Source organism: Pseudomonas sp. H1_D04 (assembly GCF_054683855.1).
Genome location: NZ_CP162826.1, coordinates 4,328,072 through 4,349,250, shown reverse-complemented (window position 1 = coordinate 4,349,250; position 21,179 = coordinate 4,328,072). Strand labels below are relative to the sequence as shown.

Genomic DNA, 21,179 nt, shown 5'->3' with positions numbered 1-21,179 from the left:
CAGCCTTCAGGCGCTGGACCAAGACGCGATGATTGTGTGGCGATAAGGCCTGCTTATGACGCCGCCAGCAGCTGGGAAATCGGGGTAATCCGACCGCCCAATTGCTCGATTTCCTGGCGAATGGTGCGCGCCAGGTTGACCGCGCCGGGGGTGTCGCCGTGCAGCAGGATCGAGTGGGCCGGCACCCGCAGCACCTTGCCGCTCAGGGCGGTCACGGTGCCCTCCTCCAGCAACTGCCGCACCCGTTGCAAGACTGACGCAGGCTCCTTGATCACCGAGCCCTCGACCTTGCGTGGCACCAGCAGGCAGTCATCGTCATAGGCGCGGTCGGCGAGGAACGTCGTGGCAACGCGCAGACCACATTTTTCGGCCGCGCCTTCGATGGCGCGGCTGCTGGAAGAGCTGATGATCAGCGTGGGGTCGAACGCCGCCACCGCCCGCACCAACGGCTCGGCCAGCGCCGCATCGGCGGCGGCCATATTGCCCAGGGCGCCGTGGAAGCTCATATGGGTCATGCGATGGCCATTCACGGCCGCCATCCCGGCCAGCGCACCGAGCTGGTAGATCACATAGGTGGCCAGTTCCTTGATCTCGATGTTCATTTGGCGACGACCGAAGCCCATCAAATCCGGGAAGCCCACATGCGCGCCCAGGTCGATGCCACCGGCTTTCGCCAGGCGTACGGTGGTGTCCATGATCAACGGGTCGCCGGCGTGATAACCGCAGGCGACGTTGGCCGAGGAAATCAGGCTCATCAGTGCTTCGTCCTCGCCCATGCGCCACGGGCCGAAGCCTTCGCCGAGGTCGGCATTCAAATCGATCTTCATACCGGATACTCCAGGCCCAGAAAGGCTTCGCCGTAGCCGACGGTGGTGCCGCACGGCACGCGTATATCCACGACCTTGGCGGCTTTCGGGCTGCGCTGAGGCAGCAACAGCTCACCCACTTGCAGCACGGCCACCAGTTGACCGGCGCTAAGCTGATCGCCCACAGCCACGAACGGCTGGTTTTGTTGCGGATGAGTCAGCAGCAGACGACCCAGGCCGGTGGTGCGCAGCACCTTGTCATCCACTGCCGCAGCCGCGACTGGCGTGACCACACTGACGGCAGGCGCACCGCGCTTGAGGGTCAGGTGCACGCCAGGCCTGCTCACCTCTGCGCCAACCAAGTGGTGTTCCTTGAGCCACAGCGCCAGTTGGCGAATCTCTTCAAGCGTCATGCTTTCACTCCTTGACGGTGCAGCTCCACCAGACGGCTGACTTCACGCAGGTAACGTCGATTGGTTTCCAAGGCGTCAACGGCCTCTTCATAACTGCACTCGATAAAGCGCACTTTGCTGCCGATCGGCGCCTGCCCCAAACGCCATAGGTCAGCCTCGATCACGCTGCCGAACTTGGGGTAGCCGCCGCTGGGCTGCGCGTCGCGCATCTGGATGATCGGCTGACCGCCATGGGGCACCTGGATCACGCCGGGCACGATGCCGTGGGAGCGAATTTCCATCGGTGCGATGGGCAGCAGCGGTTCACCTTCCATGCGGTAGCCATAGCGATTGCTCTGGGTGGTGATCTTCCACTCGCCAGCCCAGAACGCGGCGCGGGAGGTTTCCTGGAAGCGCTCGTATTCAGCGGCGGGCAACACGCGCATCGCGGGCACGCCGTCTACCTGTAACGGCAGCGAGAGACTGGGCGCCAAAACGCCGAAGTCCAGCGCCAAGGTGCTGAGGCCTGGTCGCAAGGCAGCGAGTCGATCGCCCTGCTGCAACGCTCGGCCGTCCAAACCACCGAACTCGCCACGCAATTGCGTGCTGCGTGAACCCAGCACCGACGGCACGTCCACGCCCCCCGCCAAACACAGATAAGCGCGGCTGCCAGACGTCGGATAACCCAGGTTCAACACTTGACCTTCTCGCCCTTGGCAAACCCAGTTCGGCGGCAACGGCTGGCCGTCCAGCGTGGCGTCGCAGGCGGCGCCGGTCAGGGCAAAGGCGCAGTCCTGCAGCAGGCGAACTTCAAACGTAAACAGCGGGATTTCAATCGCAGCGGCGTCTTCGGGATTGCCCAGCAGCAAGTTGCCCAAGGCCAGGGCCAGATGGTCCATGGCGCCCGAGGTACCTACGCCGTAACCCAGGCTGCCGAAACGACCGAGGTCCTGCACGGTGGCCAGGGCGGTGGCCGATAGAATCTCGATCATCGAATGATCCTCTCGATGCGCAAGCGCAGGAAATCACCCGGCCGCAAGATGGCAGGCGGGGTTTGGGCGGGGTCGAAAAATGCCATCTCGGTGCGGCCGATGGTGTTCCAGCCGCTGGGGCCGGCCGAGGCGGAGACGCCCGTCTGCACGCCGCCGATGGACACCGAGCCCGCACCGATATTCAGCACCGGCACCTGGCGACGGGGCGTGGCCAGGCGTGGGTCCATGCCGCCGAGGTAGCAGTAACCGGGGTGGCTGCCCAGGGCGTACACCGGGTACAGCGGCTCGCAATGCAGGTTGGCAATGGTCTCGATATCCAGCCCGGTGTGGGCGATCACGTCTGCCATGTGCGGGCCGAATTCGCCGCCGTACACCACCGGCAACTCGACAATTCGCCCTTCCAGGGGCAGCGGTTGGCTCTGTTCCCAGGCATCCAGCAGGCGCTGGCACACGCCGTTGAGTTCACGGGGCGGCGTGAGGAACGTCAGCATCAGGTTGTTCATGCCCGGTACGGCTTCGTGAATTTCCGGCCATTCGCCCGCTTGCAGGGCCAGGCGCCAGATACGCTGCTGCGGGGCCAGGTCGAGCTCGCCCGGCGCCTCGAACAGCAACGCGCTGGAGCCCAGCAGGCTGATGGAAGGTGCGGTGTTCATGTCGGGCTCCTTTGCTGCAACCAGCGCTCCAGGTGATGAATGTCGACACCGCCGGCGCAGAATGCCGGATCGTCGAGAATGTCTCGGTGCAACGGGATATTGGTGCTGATGCCGTCCACGATCATTTCGCTCAGGGCCAGACGCATCCGCGCTAACGCCTCTTCCCGCGTGGCGCCGTGGGTGATTACCTTGGCCACCATCGAGTCGTAGTACGGCGGGACGCGGTAGCCGGTGGTGACATGGGAATCAACCCGCACGCCAAATCCGCCGGGCACTTCCCAACGCTGAATCAAGCCGGGTGTGGGCATAAAGGTGATCGGGTCTTCGGCGTTGATCCGGCACTCCAGGGAGTGGCCGTTCAACTGCACATCCTCCTGGCGCAAGCCCAACACTTCGCCGCGGGCCATGCGCAGTTGCTGCTGCACGATGTCGATGCCGGTGGTCATTTCAGTGACCGGGTGTTCGACTTGCAGACGCGTGTTCATCTCGATGAAAAAGAACTCGCCGTCTTCGTACAAGAACTCAAACGTGCCCACACCGCGATAGCCAATCTGGCGGCAGGCCTCGGCGCAGCGTTCGCCGACCTTGGCGATCAATGCGGGATCGATGCCCGGTGCTGGCGCTTCTTCCAACACTTTCTGGTGGCGGCGTTGCAGGGAACAGTCGCGGCAGCCAAGCCAGATCGCATGGCCGTGGGCATCACACAGCACCTGGATTTCCACATGCCGCGGGTGGCCGAGGAATTTCTCGATATACAGCTCCGGGTTGCCGAACGCCAACCGCGCCTCTTCACGGGTGAGCGCGATGGCAGCGAGCAACTCGGCTTCGGCCTGCACCACGCGCATGCCGCGACCACCGCCACCACCAGCGGCTTTGACGATCACTGGGTAACCGATCTCGGCAGCGATGGCGAGAATGCTGGCGTCGTCGGTAGGCATTGTCGAATCAGGCCCCGGCACGCACGGCACACCGGCTTCACGCATGGCACGCTTGGCGGCCACCTTGTCGCCCATGGTGCGGATGCAGGCTGCGCTCGGGCCGATAAAGGTCAGGCCGGCGGTTTCGATGCGCTCGGCAAACCCGGCGTTTTCCGAAAGGAACCCGTAGCCAGGGTGGATCGCCTGGGCGCCAGTGACCTTGGCGGCGAACAGCAACGCGGTCTGGTTGAGGTAGCTCAGGCCTGGCGCGGCCGGACCGATGCACAGCGATTCGTCAGCGTTTTGCACGTAGTGGGCGTGACGGTCCGCTTCGGAAAACACCGCCACGGTCTTGATGCCCAGGCCATGGCAGGCACGCTGAATACGCAGGGCGATTTCGCCACGGTTGGCGATCAGCACTTTGTCGAACATTGGATTCACCTGAATAACGAATACGCGTAAGGGTCAACCGAGCCGGAACAGCGACTGGCCGGCGTCGACTTCAACCCCGGCCTCGACCAGGATCTCAACCACCTGGCCCGCCACCTTGGCCTTTACCGGGTGGAACATCTTCATCGCCTCGATCACCGCCACGGTCTGGCCGGCCTCGATGCTTTGCCCCACGGTCACAAAGGGCGGCTCACCGACGGCGGGCGTCAGGTGCAGCACGCCATAAAGGCTGGCTTTGACTTCAACGGCGCTGGCAGCCGGTGCAGCTTTGGGGGCTGCGACCACGGTGGGTGCAACGCTGGTAGTCCCCTGCCCCGCCTGCTTGAACAGCCGCAGCGTGCTGTCGCCTTCGGTGAGGCTCAGTTCCAGCAGATCGGATTCGGCCAGCAAATCCATCAACCCCTTGATACGTGCTGAATCCATGTATGGCCCCTGCCTGTCGAGCGTGTCTTGAGTGGATGAGCCCAATCTACCGAGCCCCTCGAAACGCGGCCAAGACGCTTTGGCTTTGGGGTGATAAGCCGACCTTATGACGCCTCACACGGCGCTGCCACGCATCTGCGCCACCAGCTCCAGCAGAATCGCCTTGACCGCCTGGGCCGGCACGGACAACGGCAAATGCCCGGACAGGCACAACGCCAACGGCGCCTCCACCTCGGGCTCGACGATGCGGCACATATGCACCGAAGGGTCCGCGGCCATGACCCGCGCCGACGACTCAGGCAGGATGGTCGAACCGAAGTGGTCGGCCACGGCGGCGGTGAGCGTGGTGGACGATTCAATCTCGGCCACTACCCGCACACCCAGGCCGATACGCAGGAAGGCTTCGTCCACCATCCGACGCATGACGTTGTAGGGGCGCGGCAACAGCATGTCCATGTCGGCCAACTCGGCCAGCGGGATGTCTTCGCGACTGGCAATGGCCGGGTCGGCACTCACCAGGTACAGCGGCTCGCGCAGCAGCGAGACAAAACTCAAACCATGCACCTCCCGCCCGCCGTAAAGCACGGCCATGTCCATGCGGCCGTTCATGATCAGTTCGCTCAACGTGGTGCCGAAGTTTTCATTGAGGTACAGCAGAATGCCGGGGTGACGTTCGCGCACGGTGCGCAGCAACGGCAGCGACAACGTCGACGCCGCCGTACCCGGCGCCAGCCCCACCGACACCTGCCCGGACAAGGCATGGCCGGTGGCATTGATATCGCTCTGAGCCTGTTCGCACTGGCGCAGGATAATTTGCGCATGGCCATACAACACCTTGCCCGCCTCAGTCGGCGTCACGCCGCGCTTGGTGCGGATCAGCAATTGTTGTTGCAACTCGGCTTCCAGGGTTGCCAGTTGCTGACTCAACGCCGGTTGCGCCACATGCAACACATCAGCGGCCTGGGTCATGCTGCCGATGTCGACCAGTTTTACGAAATACTTCAAACGGCGCAGGTTCAAAATGGCGGTGCTCATGTAAGGGACAAGTGATGCCTTAAATGTGGGAGGGGGCTTGCTCCCGATAGCAGTGTCAGTGGATGCATCTGTGGCTGACACACTGCTTTCTGGAGCAAGCCCCCTCCCACATTTGGATTTGTGTACACCTGGCAGGTTTGCAAAAGACAGGCCACCCGCATAACCAGCCATAAGGCTTTGCTATGGTTGCTCCTGATCCCCCACCCAAAGCACCCGCTCGGAGCAGCCAGGCCTGGACGCACCTGCTTGGTGCAAGCCCAGCCATAAGCACTGCCTATCAACCCAGAACAAACTCGTCTTATGGCCCCCTCGCCCGGCCCTCGTACTGTGACGCCATCAACGCCATCATCGAGGAACGCCCGTGACCGCCTCCCGCATCGCCGCCCGTGTGCAACGCATCAAACCATCGCCCAGCAGCGCCGCGTCCGACCGCGCCAACGAGCTGCGTCGCCAAGGCCAGTCCATCATCAACCTGGTAGTGGGCGAACCGGATTTCGATACCCCCCCCCACATCCGCCAAGCCGCCAGCGCGGCCATCGAGCGCGGTGAAACCCGCTACACCCAAAACGCCGGCACCCCGGAACTGCGCCAGGCCATCGTCGATAAACTGGCCCGCGAGAACGGCCTGAGCTACACCGCCGCTCATGTACTGGTGACCAGCGGCGCCAAGAGCGCGATCTTCAACGCCTTCGCCGCCACCCTAGGCGCCGGTGATGAAGTGCTGATCCCTGCGCCCTACTGGGTGTCGTACCCGGACATGGTCCTGGCCTGCGAAGGCGAGCCGGTGACCCTGGCCTGCCCGGAACACAACGGGTTCAAGCTGACCCCCGCACAGTTGCGTGAGGCGATCACCGAGCGCACCCGCTGGCTGCTGCTCAACTCACCGAGCAACCCCACCGGCGCCAGCTACAGCCACGCCGAACTGCGCGCCCTGGCCGACGTGCTGCTGGACTATCCGCAGGTGCTGCTGATGACCGATGACATCTACGAGCACATCCGCTTCGACGGTCTGGACAACCCACACATCCTGGCCATTGAACCGGTCTTGAAGGACCGCACCCTGGTGGTCAACGGCGTGTCCAAGACTTACGCCATGACCGGCTGGCGCATCGGTTATGCCGCCGGCCCCGCCGACCTGATCGGCGCCATGGCGACCCTGCAATCCCAGTCCACCAGTAACGCCTGCTCAGTCAGTCAGGCGGCGGCATTGGAAGCGCTCAACGGCGACCAACACTTCGTCAAACACAGCGTCGAGGTGTACCAGCAACGACGCGACCGTTGCCTTGAACTGCTCAATGCAATCCCCGGCCTGAGCTGCCGCAAGCCGGACGGCGCGTTCTATCTGTATGTGAACTGCGGCGGCCTGCTAGGAAAAAAAACCGCCGAGGGTAAAACCCTCAACAGCGACAGCGAAGTGGTGATGTACCTGCTCGAAAGCCAGGGCGTGGCGGTAGTGGCGGGCACGGCCTATGGCCTGGCGCCGTTCTTTCGCATGTCGATTGCTACCGACATCAGCACCCTCGACCAAGGCTGCGCGCGCATTGCCGCTGCCGTTGCCGCGTTGCGCTGAGGATCGACGATGACCGCGGCGGCCCACCCTCCCCTGAGTTTCAAGCAAGCCTTGCTGGCGATGATTGGCATCTCGTTGGTGCTGATGCTCTCGGCGCTCGACCAGACCGTGATCGGCAACGCCTTGCCGAGCATCGTGGCCGAGCTCAACGGCTTTGAACTCTATGCATGGGTCGCCACTGGTTATCTGTTGGCGTCCATCGTCACCATCCCGATTTTCGGGCGGCTGGGGGATTACTACGGGCGTAAGCCGTTCGTACTGGCCGCCACGTTGATCTTCACTCTGGCGTCCCTGGCCTGCGCCCTGGCCAACGACATGCTGGTGCTGGTGATCGGCCGTGCGTTGCAGGGCATTGGCGGCGGCATGTTGATCGGCACCGCGTTCGCCTGTATCCCCGAACTGTTTCCCGACACCCGCCAGCGCCTGCGCTGGCAGATGCTGTTGAGTGCTCTGTTCAGCGTGGTCAATGCCATCGGCCCGGGGCTGGGGGGCTATCTCACCGGCGCCTTCGGCTGGCGCTCGGTGTTCTATATCAACCTACCGTTGGGCTGCCTGGCGCTGTTGATTGCCTGGCGTTTCCTGCCGTGGTATCGCCCGCAACAACACAGCAGCATTTGTCTGGATTGGCCCGGCGCACTGTTGATCGCCCTGGCGTTGGGCAGTCTGCAATTGTTTGTGGAATGGCTGGGGCATTCGAGCCTCGCACTCAGCGCGGCGTTAGGTCTGGGGTGCATCGCCGCGATCATTGCGTTGTGGTACTGGGAGCGGCGTTGCCCGCATGCGTTGTTGCCGGCCGCGCTGTTCATCCTGCCGAGCCTGCAACTGCTGTTCACGCTGTCGGTGGCCGCCGGGGCGATCATGTTTTCGCTGCTGTTTTACCTACCGCTCTTACTGCAAGGCGCCTACGGGTATTCGCCTCAGGACGCCGGTGTGTTGATCACACCGCTGGCGTTGAGCATCACCCTCGGCGCCATCGTCAACAGCCGCATCGTGACCCGTTTGCGCAACCCAAACTGGTTGCCGCTGGCCGGTTTTGTCGCGTTGCTGCTGGCGTGCCTGGGGTTGGCAGTGGTCGGACGAAGCGCGTCGTTCAATGAGTTGCTTGGCTTGATTCTACTGGCCGGGTTGGGCCTGGGATTCATCCTGCTCAACCTCACGGTATTCACCCAGACCCTGGCCGAACGGCAGTTCCTCGGCATCGCCACCGCGCTCACTCAATCCCTGCGTCTGGTGGGCGGTTTGCTCGGCACTGCCGGCATGGGCGTGCTGGTCAACCTGCTCTACAGCACCCATCTGCAACGGGTGTTTCTTGCGGCGGGCCACGCCGAGGGCATTGCCCTGTATGCCGACCCACAAGTGCTGTTGCACGCCAATCCCGAAGCCACGCCATGGCTGGAGCTGGCCCGCGATGCGCTGGCCCAGTCGGTGGGCGTGGGCCTGCTGCTGTGCGCGGGGATTGGCGTGCTCGCCCTGTTCATCCTGTACCGCTTACCGCCGGTGCGACTGCACGTCGTGCCGGCCACCGTTGCTCCCGCTCCTGAAAAAAAATAGAAAACTTTCACTGCCGCTTTTGACTGCCCTCAAAAAACCAATCACACATGGGGATGACACCAATGGAGCTTTTCAATCGCGCACCAACCGTACTCGCCGGCCTCTGTGGCCTGATCATCGCCCAGCAGGGCTACGCCGCAGGCCTGGTGGAAGACAGCAAGCTAAATGTGCTGGCCCGCAATTTCTTCAGCAACGCCGACAACCGCAGCGGCGCCGCCGACCCCAACTACACCCAGGAATGGGGCCAGGGTTTTATCGCCAACTTCGAGTCCGGTTACACCCAAGGCACCGTGGGCTTCGGCATGGACGCCATCGGCATGTTCGGTGTGCGTCTGGACTCCGGCAAGGGGCGCCACTACAACCCGCAAAGCACCGCGTTCAACGGCAACGTGTTCCCCACCGACAGCGATGGCCGCGCAGTGGATGAGTTCGGCAGCCTGGGGCTGACGGCCAAGGCGCGCTTTGCCAAGACCGAGCTGAAATACGGCACTCTGGTGCCGATGCTGCCGGTGGTGATGTCCACCGACCGCATGTTGCAACAGACCTTCAATGGCGGGCAGGTGCAGTCCAAGGACCTGGACCATTTCACCTTCACCCTCGGCCAGTTGGAACACGTGAAGGGCCGTGGTTCAAGCGACCAGATGGGCATGTCGATTCCCGGCGCCAACAACGCGCGTACCGGTGAGTTCGTCAACAAGTTCTACTACGGCGGCGTCGACTACAAACCGACCAAAGACCTGACCTTGCAGTACTACTACGGCAACCTGCAGGACTTCTACAAACAGAACTTCCTGGGCCTCAAGTACGACTGGCAGATCGGCCCGGGCACCCTGCGCACCGACCTGCGCCACTTCGACAACCGCTCCGACGGCGCCAACGGCAACGACCCAGCGTTCTACACCTTCGGCTACTACGGCGACGGCGTGACCAAGGGCAAGGTCGACAGCCGCCTGAGCAGCGCCCAATTCACCTACCTGGTCAACGGCCACACGATTGCCGCCGGCCTGCAGCAGGTCAGCGGCGACAGCGATGCGGTGTGGTTGAACCAGGGTGACGGTTCCACGGCCTACTTCATGACCGAGTCGATGATCGGCAAATTCCAGCGCGCCGGGGAAACCACTTGGCAGGTGCGTTACGGCTATGACTTCGCCTCGGTCGGCGTGCCAGGCCTGAGCTTTATGGGCATGTACGAAAGCGGCTCGAACATCCGCACGCCCACTGGGGATAAAAGCGAGTGGGAGCGCAACCTGACGGTGAGCTACGTGATCCAGCAGGGGCCGTTGAAGAACCTGAGCATTGCCCTGCGCCACGCGTCGTTGCGCACTGAAGTGACGACCCAACGGGACAGTGATGAGCATCGGGTGATTGTCAGCTACCCGTTGAACATCCTCTAAGCACAAGCGGCGCCGCTGGACTCGTGGTCAGCGGGTCATGCTGGGCGCCCTCGCCCACCTGCGGCATGCAGTCGAAGGTGGGCACATTGCGTTCGATGCGCAGCGGCATGGGGCTGAGGAACAGGCGGTTGAGCTGTTTGGTGCCCAGCGCTGCCATCGTCGCATTGCCGTCGAGCGGGTAGACAACCGGGTTGGCGGCAAGGGATCAGACTTTGACGTTCTGCCGAATATTCCAGCCAAACTTCACCGGCCCACCGTCCTTGGCGCCATCCGCCTTCTGCGGCTGGTAGCTGACGTCGACGGTGGCGAAGTTCAAGGCGATGCTGTCGTACAAAACATCATCGGCCGTGTCAGCGCGGGTGCTGTACGACACCACCATGACTTCCTTCAAGGTAATCACCAGATACTCCACCGGGCTGGTTCCGCCGGCCTTGCGCACCACCAATTTGGCTTCGGGGTAATGCTTGCCGGTGGCGCACGCCATCATCAGGTTGGGGCTGGATTTATCCAGGGGTTTGGTCAGGTTCAGGTTGGTGAAGTCGGCCTTGCCCGAACCGCCTCCCGTACCGGAATGCATCGAGCCCGTTTGCGATAATCCCCAACCCCAGTTGGTGATATCGATCTCGTCACGATGGGCCAAGTCTTGCGATTCACCCTTGATGTCGCCCAGTCTCAAAAACATGTCGACTGCCATGTTGGCTCCTTGTCCTGTGGTCCGCCGGAAGTGGCGTGGCGCGCACTTTTCCTCAATCAGGAGCGGGCATACAAGACGTCAACGTCGCTTCAGGACGTACCCGACTGTAAATGGCGAAGCTTCCGACATTCATCCCAGTTGCGGCGTCTTTACTCTCTCAGCTCCCAAAAAAAGGAGTTAAGGAATGACGGCCGCTCTGTTCAAGGATGGATTCCCCTCAGCCCACCGCACCACACGCCAACGCATTGAAAGCAGCCTCGACCTGCGGCGGTTGTTCTTCGCCATAGACGCCGACCCGGCGTTGATCGGTGCGGGGGTGGTGTATATCGATGGGGATTTCAACGTGGTGGTACTGCGGGAGTTCCAGGCGATTTGCAGCGTGCGGCCGATCAAAGTGGTGCTGCGGGAAGCGCCGAGGTATGTGGGGCCGGTGGAGTTTAAGCGGATGTTGGAGCATGAGCCTCGGGAGTCAAAATTGATGGTAGAGGCGCTGAGTACAACAGCGACGTGTATCGGAGCAGTGTTGAGTTGGGTGGTTATCGGCAGTGGAATTATGTTTATGCCATTCACTGGCGGAGCAAGTGCGGTGATCTCCTTCGTTGGTAAAGCCGCTGCAGTTGCGAGCACAATTCAATGCTTTTCTGGTGTTGTTCGAACATTCAGTGAGGCCTACAACCCTCAATTCAACGATGAACTGGACAACAATGCATGGTATGACGCTGCAATGACTGTCCTGGATGGTGTGGCGTTGCTCGGCGTCACAAGCTCGGCGCTAGTAACGGTTAAAGCGGCTAACACTGCTACGCGCGTGACAGGAAAAAACCTGCGGCAAGTCCTTAGCGGTCTATCCCGACAAGAGCGGGCAAAACTGAACAACGAGTTGCTCAGAATCCGCGACCCACGCCTCACCACTCAGCTACTCAAGTTGGAACAGGCAGCGGGTCGGGCGTCCAAACGCATTAGCGCAACCGAAATGAAACAAGCCACCGCCAACCATATAAGAGATGCCTTGGCAGCAACATTGGGGTTTACCAGCAGTGCAATGAACGGAAACGTCAAGACACTCGCAATCGGTCTATACGAAGAGGTGACCGAGTGAATAAGCGAAGAAAAACCAACAGTCTGAACAACCTTAAAAGCATAAACGACGGGAAAGGGATGACAGTAGAAGATGCCTATCACTCAGAGCTCTTTATCGAAGATCCGCGCAAACTCCTAAGACGCTTCATGCCAATAATAGGCGCCGACCTTATTGCAGGATGCTTTTCAATAGGGTTGGTAACGCTTCTGGTCGCAATGACCTATTTTTCTGCACTTCCTATTCATACATCCACTAACGCATCCTTTATTGGCGGCATGGTAGTCGCCGCAGTTTTCGCACTGGCCAAATACGAAGTGCTCTACGGCCGAATCCATTGGGTATGGATAAACGTCGCGATCTACCTCCTCTGCCTGCTGATATCCCTACCCGCCGTCCTGTGGCGCCCCAACACCTATCTCTACACACTGGCCCTACTCGGCCCACTTGTCGGTCTGCTGATCCTCAACAGCAACCGCTGCCGCGAACTGCGGCAAAAGTCGGTAGAGCTACGCCACAAACGCGAAGCCATCATCGCGACCCTGAAACAACAGGGCCGCTGGAAATGGTGGTAACCCTCAGGCCGCCTCGCTCCGCGCAGCCGTGTGCCGATTCACCGGCACCGGCAGCCCTAGATGCCCGCGCAAGGTGCTGTGGCTGTACTCACTGCGAAACAACCCACGCTCACGCAACAACGGCAGCACTTGGTCGGTAAACCGCGCGAAGTCATCCGGTGCGCCCACGTGGATGTTGAAACCATCCACCGCACCTTCGACAAACCAGCGTTCGATCTCGTCGGCCACGGTCTTGGGCGAGCCAACAAAGCTGGAGAACGGCTTGGCAAAACGCAGCGCCGCCTGGCGCAGGGTCAGTCCTTGGTCACGGGCGACTTGCTTGATGTTTTCGGCATGGCCGCGATAGCCGTTGCTGCCCAGGTCGCCCAGCTCCGGGAAGGGTTCATCCAATGGGTATTGGCTGAAGTCGTGGTAGTTGAACGGCCGCCCCAGTTGCACCAGCGCTTTGTCCAGGTCCAGCTCGCCATTGCGCTCGCGGTCGATGGCCTGGGCCTGTTCGTCGGTGTCGGCAATGATCGGCGAAATGCCCGGCAGGATGGTCACGTGATCAGGGTTACGTCCGGCGGCAGCAGTCCGTTTTTTGATGTCGCTGTAATACGCCTGGGCGTCTTCGAAATTGCCCACGCCGGCAAAAATGCCTTCGGCGTAATTCGCCGCCAGGCTGCGGCCTGACTCGGAAATACCCGCCTGGAAAATCACCGGCTGGCCCTGGGCTGAACGCGCGATGTTCAACGGGCCGGTCACTGAGAAAAACTCGCCGTGATGGTCGAGGCGATGCTGGCGTTGCGGGTCGAGGAATACGCCGCTGGCCTTGTCGCGCACGAAGGCGTCGTCTTCATAGGAATCCCACAGCCCCTGCACCACGCTCAGGTGCTCGGCCGCGCGGCGGTAGCGCTCGGTGTGATCAATATGCTGCTCACGGCCAAAGTTGCCGGCCGCGCCTTCCAGGCCGGTGGTAACTACGTTCCAACCGGCGCGGCCGCTGCTGATCAGGTCCAGCGAGGCAAACTGGCGGGCGACGTTGAAGGGTTCGGTGTAGGACGTGGTCAGCGTGGCCACCAGGCCGATCTTCGACGTCGCACCGGCGATGGCCGAAAGCAGGGTCAGTGGCTCCAGACGGTTGAGGAAATGCGGCGCGGAATCCGGGGTGATGTAGGGGCTGTCGACGATGAAGACCAGATCGAATTTGGCCGCTTCTGCCTGTTGCGCCTGGGCACGGTACCAGTCGATATCGACACTGGCATCGCCGGGGATTTGCGGGTGCAGCCATTCGTTTTGCGCAGTGCCGACGCCGGTGAGGATGGCACCGAATTTGAGTTGCCGGGGTGAGGTGGACATAGGGATTTCTCCATAACGAACAAGAGGACTGACTGGCAAAAAAACGGATCACCCTGTGGGAGGGGGCTTGCCCCCGATGGCTGCGGGTCAGTCAAAGAGGCATCAACTGACACGCCCTCATCGAGGGCCAAGCCCCCTTCCACACGTTTAACCGCGTGAATCAGGCTGTGCGGGCAGCGATGGCTTCGACTTCAACCAACGCTCCGGGCAATGGCAGCGCGACGACTTGCAACGCCGTCCGTGCCGGTTTGTTCGGCTGCTCCGGCGTACCGAAGAACTGCGTATACCCACGCTGCAACCCGGCAAAATCCAGCTTGCCGTCGGTCTCTTCAGCCCCCACCAAAAACACCCGCAATTGCACGATATCGCCCAGATCCAGGTCCTGCTGCTGAAGAACCTTGCGCAGTTTGTTGAATACCGAAACCGTCTGTACTTCGGTGTTTCCATAGACCCCCGGCACCTGAGGATCGGCAGCGTCCGGCAAGGTCCCGCTGACAAAGATCAGGCTGGCGGACGCCGGCACGGTGACGGTCTGCGAGATCGGAAAATCGCCGACGCTGGTACGTTGAATGCTGTCGCTCATGGTGTGTCTCCTTAAGAGGCGGCGAGTGCCGCGACCTGTCGTTGTTGGGTTACCCGTTCGGCCAGTTGCGCGATCACATGCCGCGCCGAGTTGGCCGCCGATTCCTGCCAGATACCCACGCCGCTTTGCACCAGGCCGTCGCCGGCGAAGTACACACGGCCATGGCCGGCTTCGAGCAGGCTGCTTGCGTCAGCCGGGAAGTGTTCGCGTTGCAACCACGGGCCCTCGCTGTAGGGGATCTGTTCCCAGGTCACGGCCAGCGGGTTACGCAGGTGTTTGGAGAAACCGGGGTGCAGCAGCTCAACCGCTTCTCTGGACGTGGCGTATTGCTCGGTGAAGGGTTTTGCGCCAAACGCATCGGCGCCCTCGCCGGTTACATAGCCGGCTACGAGCAGGCCTTCGCGGGTATTGAGGTCGTTGCTCGGGTACCACAACAGGCGCGCGGGGTGTTCGATCCACGACAGCCCGCCATAGGTGCGGTAGTCGGTTTCCCAGAAGCGCGGGGATTGCCACGCCACTTTGGTCGCCTGGTCGCTGCGGGTGCTGAGCAGCGCGGCTTTGATCGGGTCACTGAAGTCGGTATCGAGTTTGGCCAGCAACGGCAGCGGCAACGTCGAGATCAGGTAATCGGCACGCACCACCTGTTCGCGGCCACTGTGCTGGTCGTGATAGGTCACCGCCACGCCGTCCTCCAATTGGCGGATCTGACGCACCACGGCCCCCAACTGCACGTGATCACTCACCCGTTGATAGAACGCGTCGGTGATGCGGTCCATGCCGCCGACTGGTTGGAACATGGTCGCCGAAAACTCCGGAAACTCGGTGTGCAGCAATGCGCCCCACAGTTCCGGGTGCAGCAGTTGATCCAGCGACAACGGGCTGCGACTGGCCGGCAACGCGCCCGGATGGGCAGGAGACTCAAGGTGCCCCGAGCGAATCGTGCCCTCAAAGGCCAACTCTTGGGACAGGTCGCCGTACACCTGCAAAAACGCCAGCAACCGCGCGCGTTCCTCAGTACTCAGCACATCATCAAGGGCATCACGCTGCACGGCTTTGGCCAGCAGACCGGACAAGTGCCCCCGCGCATCATTGATCGCCTGGCCAACGCTGAACGCCGGCTTTTGCACATCGGGCCTTACCTGGGCGCCATGACTGCTGTTGACCAGCACTTCCAACGGCACGCCAAGCTCACTGCAATAGTCGAGGATCGTGCGGTGCTGGCTGGGAATCCGGGCCGGGCCGGCGTTGAAGTAATGCCCTTGATCGAATGCCGCCGTTTGCGTGCGGCCATCCTTGTAGTCCACGCGGTCGCCATGGCGCAGGGTCCAGGTGCGCCCCCCGACCCGCTCACGCGCCTCCAGCACTTGCACGTCAAACCCGGCGCGGGTCAGCTCCAAGGCGGTGACCAGACCGGCGATCCCGGCGCCCAACACCAGCACGCGGGTGCCTTGCCCCACGCCTTCCTTGAGTTTCAACGGTTGCGGACGGCGGTGCGACGACGGCCCCAAACCTAATGCCGCCAGTGCATCCTTGACGGCTTTTTCGCCGCCTACCGCCGCTATGCTCGACAACGCTTCACGTCGTGTCAGTCCCATGTCGATTGCTCCTTAATCCGGCAGGCCCGGTGGGTTGATCAGCGACTTGTCCACGCGCTCCACATCCAGGCCCCAACGTTGCAACACCTGTTCGTATTGGCCGCCGGCAATCGCGCCTTCCAGGGCGGTGTGGATAGGCTTGACCAGGCCGTTGTCCTTGCGCGTGGTCACAGCGATGTCGGCCTGCAACGGCCAGCCACCGTTCACCGTGCCGACGCGCTTGATGCCCCCGGTGATCGCCGCCGAATAGGCGTACACCGAGTTAGGCCCGAACAGCGCATCGCTGCGCCCGGACTGCACCGCCAATTGCGCGGCGGCCTGGTCGTCGAAGTACTGCAACAGCGCGGGTTTGAGGCCAGCCTTTTCATTGGCTTCGTTCCAAGCCAGCAGGACTTTTTCCTGGTTGGTACCGGAGCCGACGATGATCTTCAGCCCAGCAATATCCGCAGCCTGTTTGATCTCAGAGATCTTGCTGGTGGTCTTGACGTAGAAGCCGAGCACGTCCTGGCGATAGGTGGCGAAGTCGAAACGCTTCTTGCGCGCCTCAGTCACGGTGACGTTGCTGATCACCGCGTCGTACTTGCCCGAGCTGACGCCCAGGGGCCAATCCTCCCAACTGGTCTGCACCACGTTGAGTTGCAGGCCAAGGCTGTCGGCCACCAGTTGCGCGGTGTCGGCTTCGCTGCCGATGGTGGTTTTGTCGTCACTGGCCAGCAGCGCCAGGGGCGGCCCGGCCACGCCGGACACGGCCACGGTGAACTTGCCCGGCTGGGCGAACTTGAAACCCGGTGGGATCTGCGCGATGGCCGCCTCGTTGCGCGGCACATGAACGCGCACGCGGTCGGGGCTGAGGTCGACCTGTTGCACAGCAAATGCGCTTTGTGCGGTGCTGACGGCAAGCGCCAATAGGCCGATACGAGCGGTAGAGATAAACATGGGCAGTCACTCCGTTAACTAAAGCACTTTGCCGAGAAAGGCCACGGTGCGGGGATGTCGGGGTTGGCGGAAAATCTGTTCAGGCGGGCCTTCTTCGATCAGTTGGCCGTCGCAGAGAAACACCACGTGGTCGGCCACTTCACGGGCAAAGCCGATCTCATGGGTGACGATGACCAAGGTCACGCCCAGTTGGGTCAGGCCCTTGATCACGTCGAGGACTTCCCCCACCAACTCGGGGTCGAGGGCCGATGTGGGCTCGTCGAACAGCAGCACCTTCGGGTCCAGCGCCAGGGCACGAGCGATAGCGACACGCTGTTGCTGACCGCCGGAAAGCTGGCGCGGATAAGCATCGACCTTGTCCGCCAGGCCGACCTTGGCCAACAGCTCTGCGGCCTTGGACTGCGCCTCAGCCTTACTCCAGCGCTTGTGGGCCAAAGGCGCTTCGGCGACGTTTTCCCAAGCGGTGAGGTGCGGGAACAGGTTGAAGTTCTGGAACACGAAGCCCACGTCGATGCGGCGCTTGAGAATCTCGCGCTCCTTGAGTTCATACAGCAGGTCACCTTTGCGCCGATAACCGACGTATTCACCGTCGATGGTGATGTGCCCGCTGTCGATTTTCTCCAGGTGGTTGATGGTGCGCAGCAAGGTGGACTTGCCCGAGCCGGACGGCCCAAGAATCACCGTGACCTTGCCGGGGTCGATGGTCAGGTCGATGTCCTTGAGCACCTGCTGGCTGCCAAAGCGCTTGCCCACGCCCTGGATCTGGATACGTCCTGCGCGCGCTTCACTCATGGGATTTCTCCTTGAGCCAACCGCGTATGCGCTGCAACGGCGTGGGCGGTAGCACCCTTGCCGTTCCCCGTGCGAAATGACGCTCGACGTAATATTGAGCACTGGTCAGCACGGTGGTGATGATCAGGTACCACACGGTGGCGACGATCAGCAGCGGGATCACCGCCTGGGTGCGGTTGTAGATGACCTGCACGGTGTAGAACAGCTCCGGCAGGGCCAGCACGTAGACGATGGAGGTGCCCTTGACCAGGCCGATGATCTCGTTGAAGCCCGACGGCAGGATCGAACGCAATGCCTGGGGCAGGATGATCCGGAAGATGCGGCGTGATGCAGGCAAACCGAGCGCCGCTGCCGCTTCATGCTGACCGGCGTCCACACCGATCAGGCCGCCGCGAATGATCTCCGCCGCGTAGGCCGCCTGCATCAGGCTCAAACCGAGAACCGCCGTGGTGAACTGGCTGAGCACGTCCACCGTCGACCACTCGGCAAATACCACGCTGGTGAACGGCACGCCGAGCACAATGTGGTCATACAGGTAGGCAAAGTTGTACAGGATGATCAGCACCAGCAACGCCGGCATCGAACGGAAAAACCAGATATAGCCCCAGGCCAGGGCCGCCAAAAGCGGCGAGCCGGACAGTCGCGCCAGGGCCAGCGCCGTGCCGAGGATCACGCTGAACACCGTGCTCAACAGCGTCAGCAACAACGTCTGCCCAAGCCCGCGCAGCACCGACGGCGAGAAGAACCACTGGCCGAACACACCCCACTCCCACCGCGGGTTGGTGGCGAGGGAATGGGCGATCGCGAGCAGCACCAGAGCGGCGAAGATCGACCCGGCCCAACGCCACGGGTGCCGGGCAGGCACCACTTGCAGGGCTTTGATCGGTGGGGAGACACGGACCTGGCGAACCTCGCGGGGCTGGTCAATCAGGTCATAGGGTTTGGCGACAATAGGCATGGTTTATTCCTCGGCCTTAGAAGGCATAGGTCAAGCGGGTGTAGTAGTACCCGCCGGTGAATCCGTAGGGCGAATAGGTGCCGTAGCTGCTGACCATGGTGCTGCTGGGCACGCCTTGTTTCTTGGGGTAGACGTCGAACAGGTTTTTGGCGCCGATGGCCACGTTGAGGTCTTTGGTGAGGTTGTAGCCAAGGTCGAGATCGGTGATCCATTTGGCCGCGTAGACCCGGTCGAGGCTGCGGTCGGCGGACACATTGACCTCCTTGTAGGAGCCGTAGCGGGTCAGGGCCAGGTTGAGGTTGAAGCGATCGATGCTCCAATCACCGCCCAGGATCAGCTTGGTGCTGGGCTGTACGCCGGTGATCAGGTTGCGTGCCTGGCGGTCCATCAGGTCGTAGGACGTGCCGAGGATCGTGGTGGATTCCTTGTAGTTGAGGATTTTGGTCTGGTTCCAGTTGAACGCTGCGGTCCACTTCAGCGCGCCGTACTGGCCCAAGTCCTGGCTGTAGTTGCCGACCAGGTCGAGGCCTTTGGTGCGGGTGTCGGCACCGTTGATAAAATACTGGCCGCCGGAGGTGGAAGTGATGCCGTTGCCTTGCAGCACCTGGGTGATTTCCGGGCCCAGCAAGGTGCCGGTCAAGGTGATGCGGTCGCGCAGGTTGATCACGTAGGCGTCGGCGGTGAAGCTCAGGCGGTCGGTGGGCGTGAGGGTGAAGCCGAGACTGAAGTTGGTCGAGCGCTCGGGTTTCAAATCCTGGGCGCCCAGGGCTTGGGCAGCCGCCGAACCGGTGGGCAGCACGCCGTAGTTGATTGACTGATACACCCCGTCCACCACGCCATAGGTGGTGGAACGCGCACTGAACAGGCTGTTGGCCAGGGACGGCGCGCGGAAGCCATTGCTCACCGTGGCGCGCACGGCGAACTGTGGAGTGAAATCGTAGCGAGTGGTCAACTTGCCGCTGCGGGTGGCGCCCACGCCCTGGTTGTAATGCTCGTAGCGAAACGCGGTGCCCACGTACCAGTCCGGCACCGGGTTGAAGCCCACATCGACGTAACTGGCCAGGCTGTTGCGCGAGGCGCTGCTTTCTTCATCCGGCGAAATGCCGTTGGTGACCTGCGCCCCGCTTGATGCGCAATTGCCTGGGGCTACGCAGTAACCGCCGTTGGCATAAGACTCGTAATCACCGGCCTGCACCTCATAGGTATCGCGCCGATGCTCGAAGCCGTAACTCAGGTCGAGCGGCTTTTGCAGGCCGATATCGAAGCCGCGCTTGAAGTCGAGGTTGGTGGTCAGCTCGGTGCTGATCCAAGTGCCGGAGGTGAAGCTGTTCGGCGTGGCCTCGCCCAAAGACGGGTTCTGGTTATGGGTGGTGCCCTGCTCCGCCTCGTTGCGCCCGTAGGTGGTGGACAAATCCCAGTCCCACTCGCCGACGGTGCCCTTGCCGCCGAATGCAGCCTGGAAATCGTCCTCATCGATGTACCAGGTCGGCGTGTAGCCACCGGGGTAACCGTTAGGCCCGGTGGTGATGGTGTTGGTGATGGTCGGCAGGCGGAAATTCTGCCCCTGCTCGGCCTTGCGCCGTGAATAGGTGGTGAAGGAATACAGGCTGAAATCGTCGTCGATAGGCAACTCGGCGTTGTAGCCCAGGGTCAGCAAGTTGGTCTTCGGCGTGCCGTAGCCGCCATAAGTGGAACGGCCGGCTTGCTCATAGGCCTGTGCGTAGGTGTAGCCGTTGGCGCTGGCCTTGTTGTCATCGTTTTGGCTGCGGGCATCCAGTGCCAGTTGCACGATGCCGCCGTTGCCGATCTCAAAGCCTTTGTTGAGGCTTTGTTGCACGGTCTGTTTTTTGCCGTCATAGCCAAGGCCGGCATTGGTCACCGAAGTGCCGCTGGTGTCGGCCTTGAGGATCACGTTGATGACCCCGGCGATGGCATCGGAGCCGTACTGGGCTGCGGCGCCGTCACGCAACACTTCCACATGGTCGATGGCGCTGATGGGGATCAAGTCCAGGTCTGCCGGGGCGGCGCCGGTGTTGATGCCGTTGATGTTCAGCGTCGCGGCGGTGTGGCGGCGCTTGCCATTGACCAGCACCAGCACTTCGGCGGCGCTCATGCCCCGCAGGTTCGGCGCACGGGCAATGCCGCTGGCGTCCCAACCGGTTTTTTCCGGCAGGGTCAGCGATGGGATCACCGCACTCAACGCCTCCATCAAACCCGGCTTGCCGGTGCTTTGCAGTTGCTTGGCGCTGACCACATCGATCGGCACCGGACTGCTGGTGACCGTGCGCTGCTCGGCACCACGGTTGCCGGTGACCACCACGGTGGACAAGGTGCTGTCGTCCTGGGCATGGGCGGTGTTGGCCAGAATTGCCAGGGCCAGGATGGCGGTGGGTTTTGACGTTTGCTTCATGGGCGTGCCTGTATTTCCAAATCGCGAAGTCGGGCAG

At 62.1% G+C, this 21,179-nt stretch carries 20 protein-coding genes; 5 read left to right on the top strand and 15 right to left on the bottom strand.

Features of this window, described 5'->3' with window-relative positions; genetic code table 11:
* Positions 1-53 precede the first annotated feature (53 nt).
* The 7 genes from AB4N82_RS20245 to nac all read right to left on the bottom strand — a co-directional run bounded on the left by AB4N82_RS20245 (position 54) and on the right by nac (position 5,653).
* Entirely contained in the window at positions 54-827 is a 774-nt protein-coding gene (locus AB4N82_RS20245; RefSeq protein ID WP_122765558.1) for a LamB/YcsF family protein, read from the bottom strand.
* Positions 824-1,219: a biotin/lipoyl-containing protein gene (locus tag AB4N82_RS20240; protein WP_122765559.1), complete on the bottom strand. Its 396-nt coding sequence runs from the start codon at positions 1,217-1,219 to the stop codon at positions 824-826. Before AB4N82_RS20240 ends, AB4N82_RS20245 begins: the two co-directional genes overlap by 4 nt.
* The gene (locus AB4N82_RS20235) at positions 1,216-2,190 is read right to left on the bottom strand and encodes a 5-oxoprolinase subunit C family protein (protein ID WP_122765560.1); all 975 of its coding nucleotides are present in this window, start codon (positions 2,188-2,190) and stop codon (positions 1,216-1,218) included. The genes AB4N82_RS20240 and AB4N82_RS20235 overlap by 4 nt, the downstream gene beginning before the upstream one ends.
* A complete protein-coding gene (gene pxpB / locus AB4N82_RS20230) occupies positions 2,187-2,843 on the bottom strand; it encodes a 5-oxoprolinase subunit PxpB (protein ID WP_032887265.1) in 657 nt (218 codons plus the stop codon). Before pxpB ends, AB4N82_RS20235 begins: the two co-directional genes overlap by 4 nt.
* On the bottom strand, positions 2,840-4,192 hold the full coding sequence (gene accC, locus AB4N82_RS20225) for an acetyl-CoA carboxylase biotin carboxylase subunit (RefSeq protein WP_099600911.1): 1,353 nt from the start codon (positions 4,190-4,192) through the stop codon (positions 2,840-2,842). The genes pxpB and accC overlap by 4 nt, the downstream gene beginning before the upstream one ends.
* A gap of 33 nt (positions 4,193-4,225) precedes the next feature.
* Entirely contained in the window at positions 4,226-4,633 is a 408-nt protein-coding gene (locus AB4N82_RS20220) for an acetyl-CoA carboxylase biotin carboxyl carrier protein (RefSeq protein ID WP_032887263.1), read from the bottom strand.
* 114 nt (positions 4,634-4,747) lie between these two features.
* Positions 4,748-5,653, bottom strand: a complete 906-nt coding sequence (nac, locus tag AB4N82_RS20215) for a nitrogen assimilation transcriptional regulator NAC (protein WP_032887298.1) — start codon at positions 5,651-5,653, stop codon at positions 4,748-4,750.
* 376 nt (positions 5,654-6,029) lie between these two features.
* On the opposite strand from nac, the gene AB4N82_RS20210 reads away from it, so the two are divergent.
* The 3 genes from AB4N82_RS20210 to AB4N82_RS20200 all read left to right on the top strand — a co-directional run bounded on the left by AB4N82_RS20210 (position 6,030) and on the right by AB4N82_RS20200 (position 10,183).
* Positions 6,030-7,238 carry an aspartate transaminase gene (locus AB4N82_RS20210; RefSeq protein WP_122765561.1) on the top strand — a complete coding sequence of 403 codons (1,209 nt, stop codon included), beginning with the start codon at positions 6,030-6,032 and terminating at the stop codon, positions 7,236-7,238.
* 9 nt (positions 7,239-7,247) lie between these two features.
* A complete protein-coding gene (locus tag AB4N82_RS20205) occupies positions 7,248-8,789 on the top strand; it encodes an MFS transporter (protein ID WP_122765562.1) in 1,542 nt (513 codons plus the stop codon).
* A 62-nt stretch (positions 8,790-8,851) separates the two neighbouring features.
* Positions 8,852-10,183: an OprD family porin gene (locus tag AB4N82_RS20200; RefSeq protein ID WP_032887260.1), complete on the top strand. Its 1,332-nt coding sequence runs from the start codon at positions 8,852-8,854 to the stop codon at positions 10,181-10,183.
* Between the two features lie 205 nt (positions 10,184-10,388).
* Here the strand turns inward: AB4N82_RS20200 and AB4N82_RS20195 are convergent, their stop codons facing one another.
* Positions 10,389-10,877 carry an Hcp family type VI secretion system effector gene (locus AB4N82_RS20195; RefSeq protein ID WP_122765563.1) on the bottom strand — a complete coding sequence of 163 codons (489 nt, stop codon included), beginning with the start codon at positions 10,875-10,877 and terminating at the stop codon, positions 10,389-10,391.
* Between the two features lie 184 nt (positions 10,878-11,061).
* Between AB4N82_RS20195 and AB4N82_RS20190 the strand changes: the two genes are divergently transcribed.
* The gene (locus AB4N82_RS20190; RefSeq protein ID WP_032887258.1) at positions 11,062-11,976 is read left to right on the top strand and encodes a hypothetical protein; all 915 of its coding nucleotides are present in this window, start codon (positions 11,062-11,064) and stop codon (positions 11,974-11,976) included.
* Entirely contained in the window at positions 11,973-12,530 is a 558-nt protein-coding gene (locus tag AB4N82_RS20185) for a hypothetical protein (RefSeq protein ID WP_241089541.1), read from the top strand. The genes AB4N82_RS20190 and AB4N82_RS20185 overlap by 4 nt, the downstream gene beginning before the upstream one ends.
* A gap of 3 nt (positions 12,531-12,533) precedes the next feature.
* On the opposite strand, the gene AB4N82_RS20180 is transcribed toward AB4N82_RS20185, so the two are convergent.
* The 7 genes from AB4N82_RS20180 to AB4N82_RS20150 form a co-directional block, all read right to left on the bottom strand.
* Positions 12,534-13,868, bottom strand: coding sequence for an LLM class flavin-dependent oxidoreductase (locus AB4N82_RS20180; RefSeq protein ID WP_032887257.1), 1,335 nt, complete (start codon positions 13,866-13,868; stop codon positions 12,534-12,536).
* A 160-nt stretch (positions 13,869-14,028) separates the two neighbouring features.
* Positions 14,029-14,451: a RidA family protein gene (locus tag AB4N82_RS20175; RefSeq protein ID WP_032887256.1), complete on the bottom strand. Its 423-nt coding sequence runs from the start codon at positions 14,449-14,451 to the stop codon at positions 14,029-14,031.
* Positions 14,452-14,462: 11 nt separating this feature from the next.
* Positions 14,463-16,046, bottom strand: a complete 1,584-nt coding sequence (locus AB4N82_RS20170) for a flavin monoamine oxidase family protein (protein WP_122765564.1) — start codon at positions 16,044-16,046, stop codon at positions 14,463-14,465.
* 12 nt (positions 16,047-16,058) lie between these two features.
* A complete protein-coding gene (locus AB4N82_RS20165) occupies positions 16,059-16,982 on the bottom strand; it encodes an ABC transporter substrate-binding protein (RefSeq protein WP_032887252.1) in 924 nt (307 codons plus the stop codon).
* An 18-nt stretch (positions 16,983-17,000) separates the two neighbouring features.
* Complete coding sequence (locus tag AB4N82_RS20160) at positions 17,001-17,774, bottom strand: amino acid ABC transporter ATP-binding protein (protein ID WP_032887251.1); 774 nt, start codon at positions 17,772-17,774, stop codon at positions 17,001-17,003.
* Positions 17,767-18,732: an amino acid ABC transporter permease gene (locus AB4N82_RS20155; protein WP_032887249.1), complete on the bottom strand. Its 966-nt coding sequence runs from the start codon at positions 18,730-18,732 to the stop codon at positions 17,767-17,769. The genes AB4N82_RS20160 and AB4N82_RS20155 overlap by 8 nt, the downstream gene beginning before the upstream one ends.
* A 16-nt stretch (positions 18,733-18,748) precedes the next feature.
* The gene (locus tag AB4N82_RS20150; protein WP_032887248.1) at positions 18,749-21,142 is read right to left on the bottom strand and encodes a TonB-dependent receptor plug domain-containing protein; all 2,394 of its coding nucleotides are present in this window, start codon (positions 21,140-21,142) and stop codon (positions 18,749-18,751) included.
* Positions 21,143-21,179: the final 37 nt, after the last annotated feature.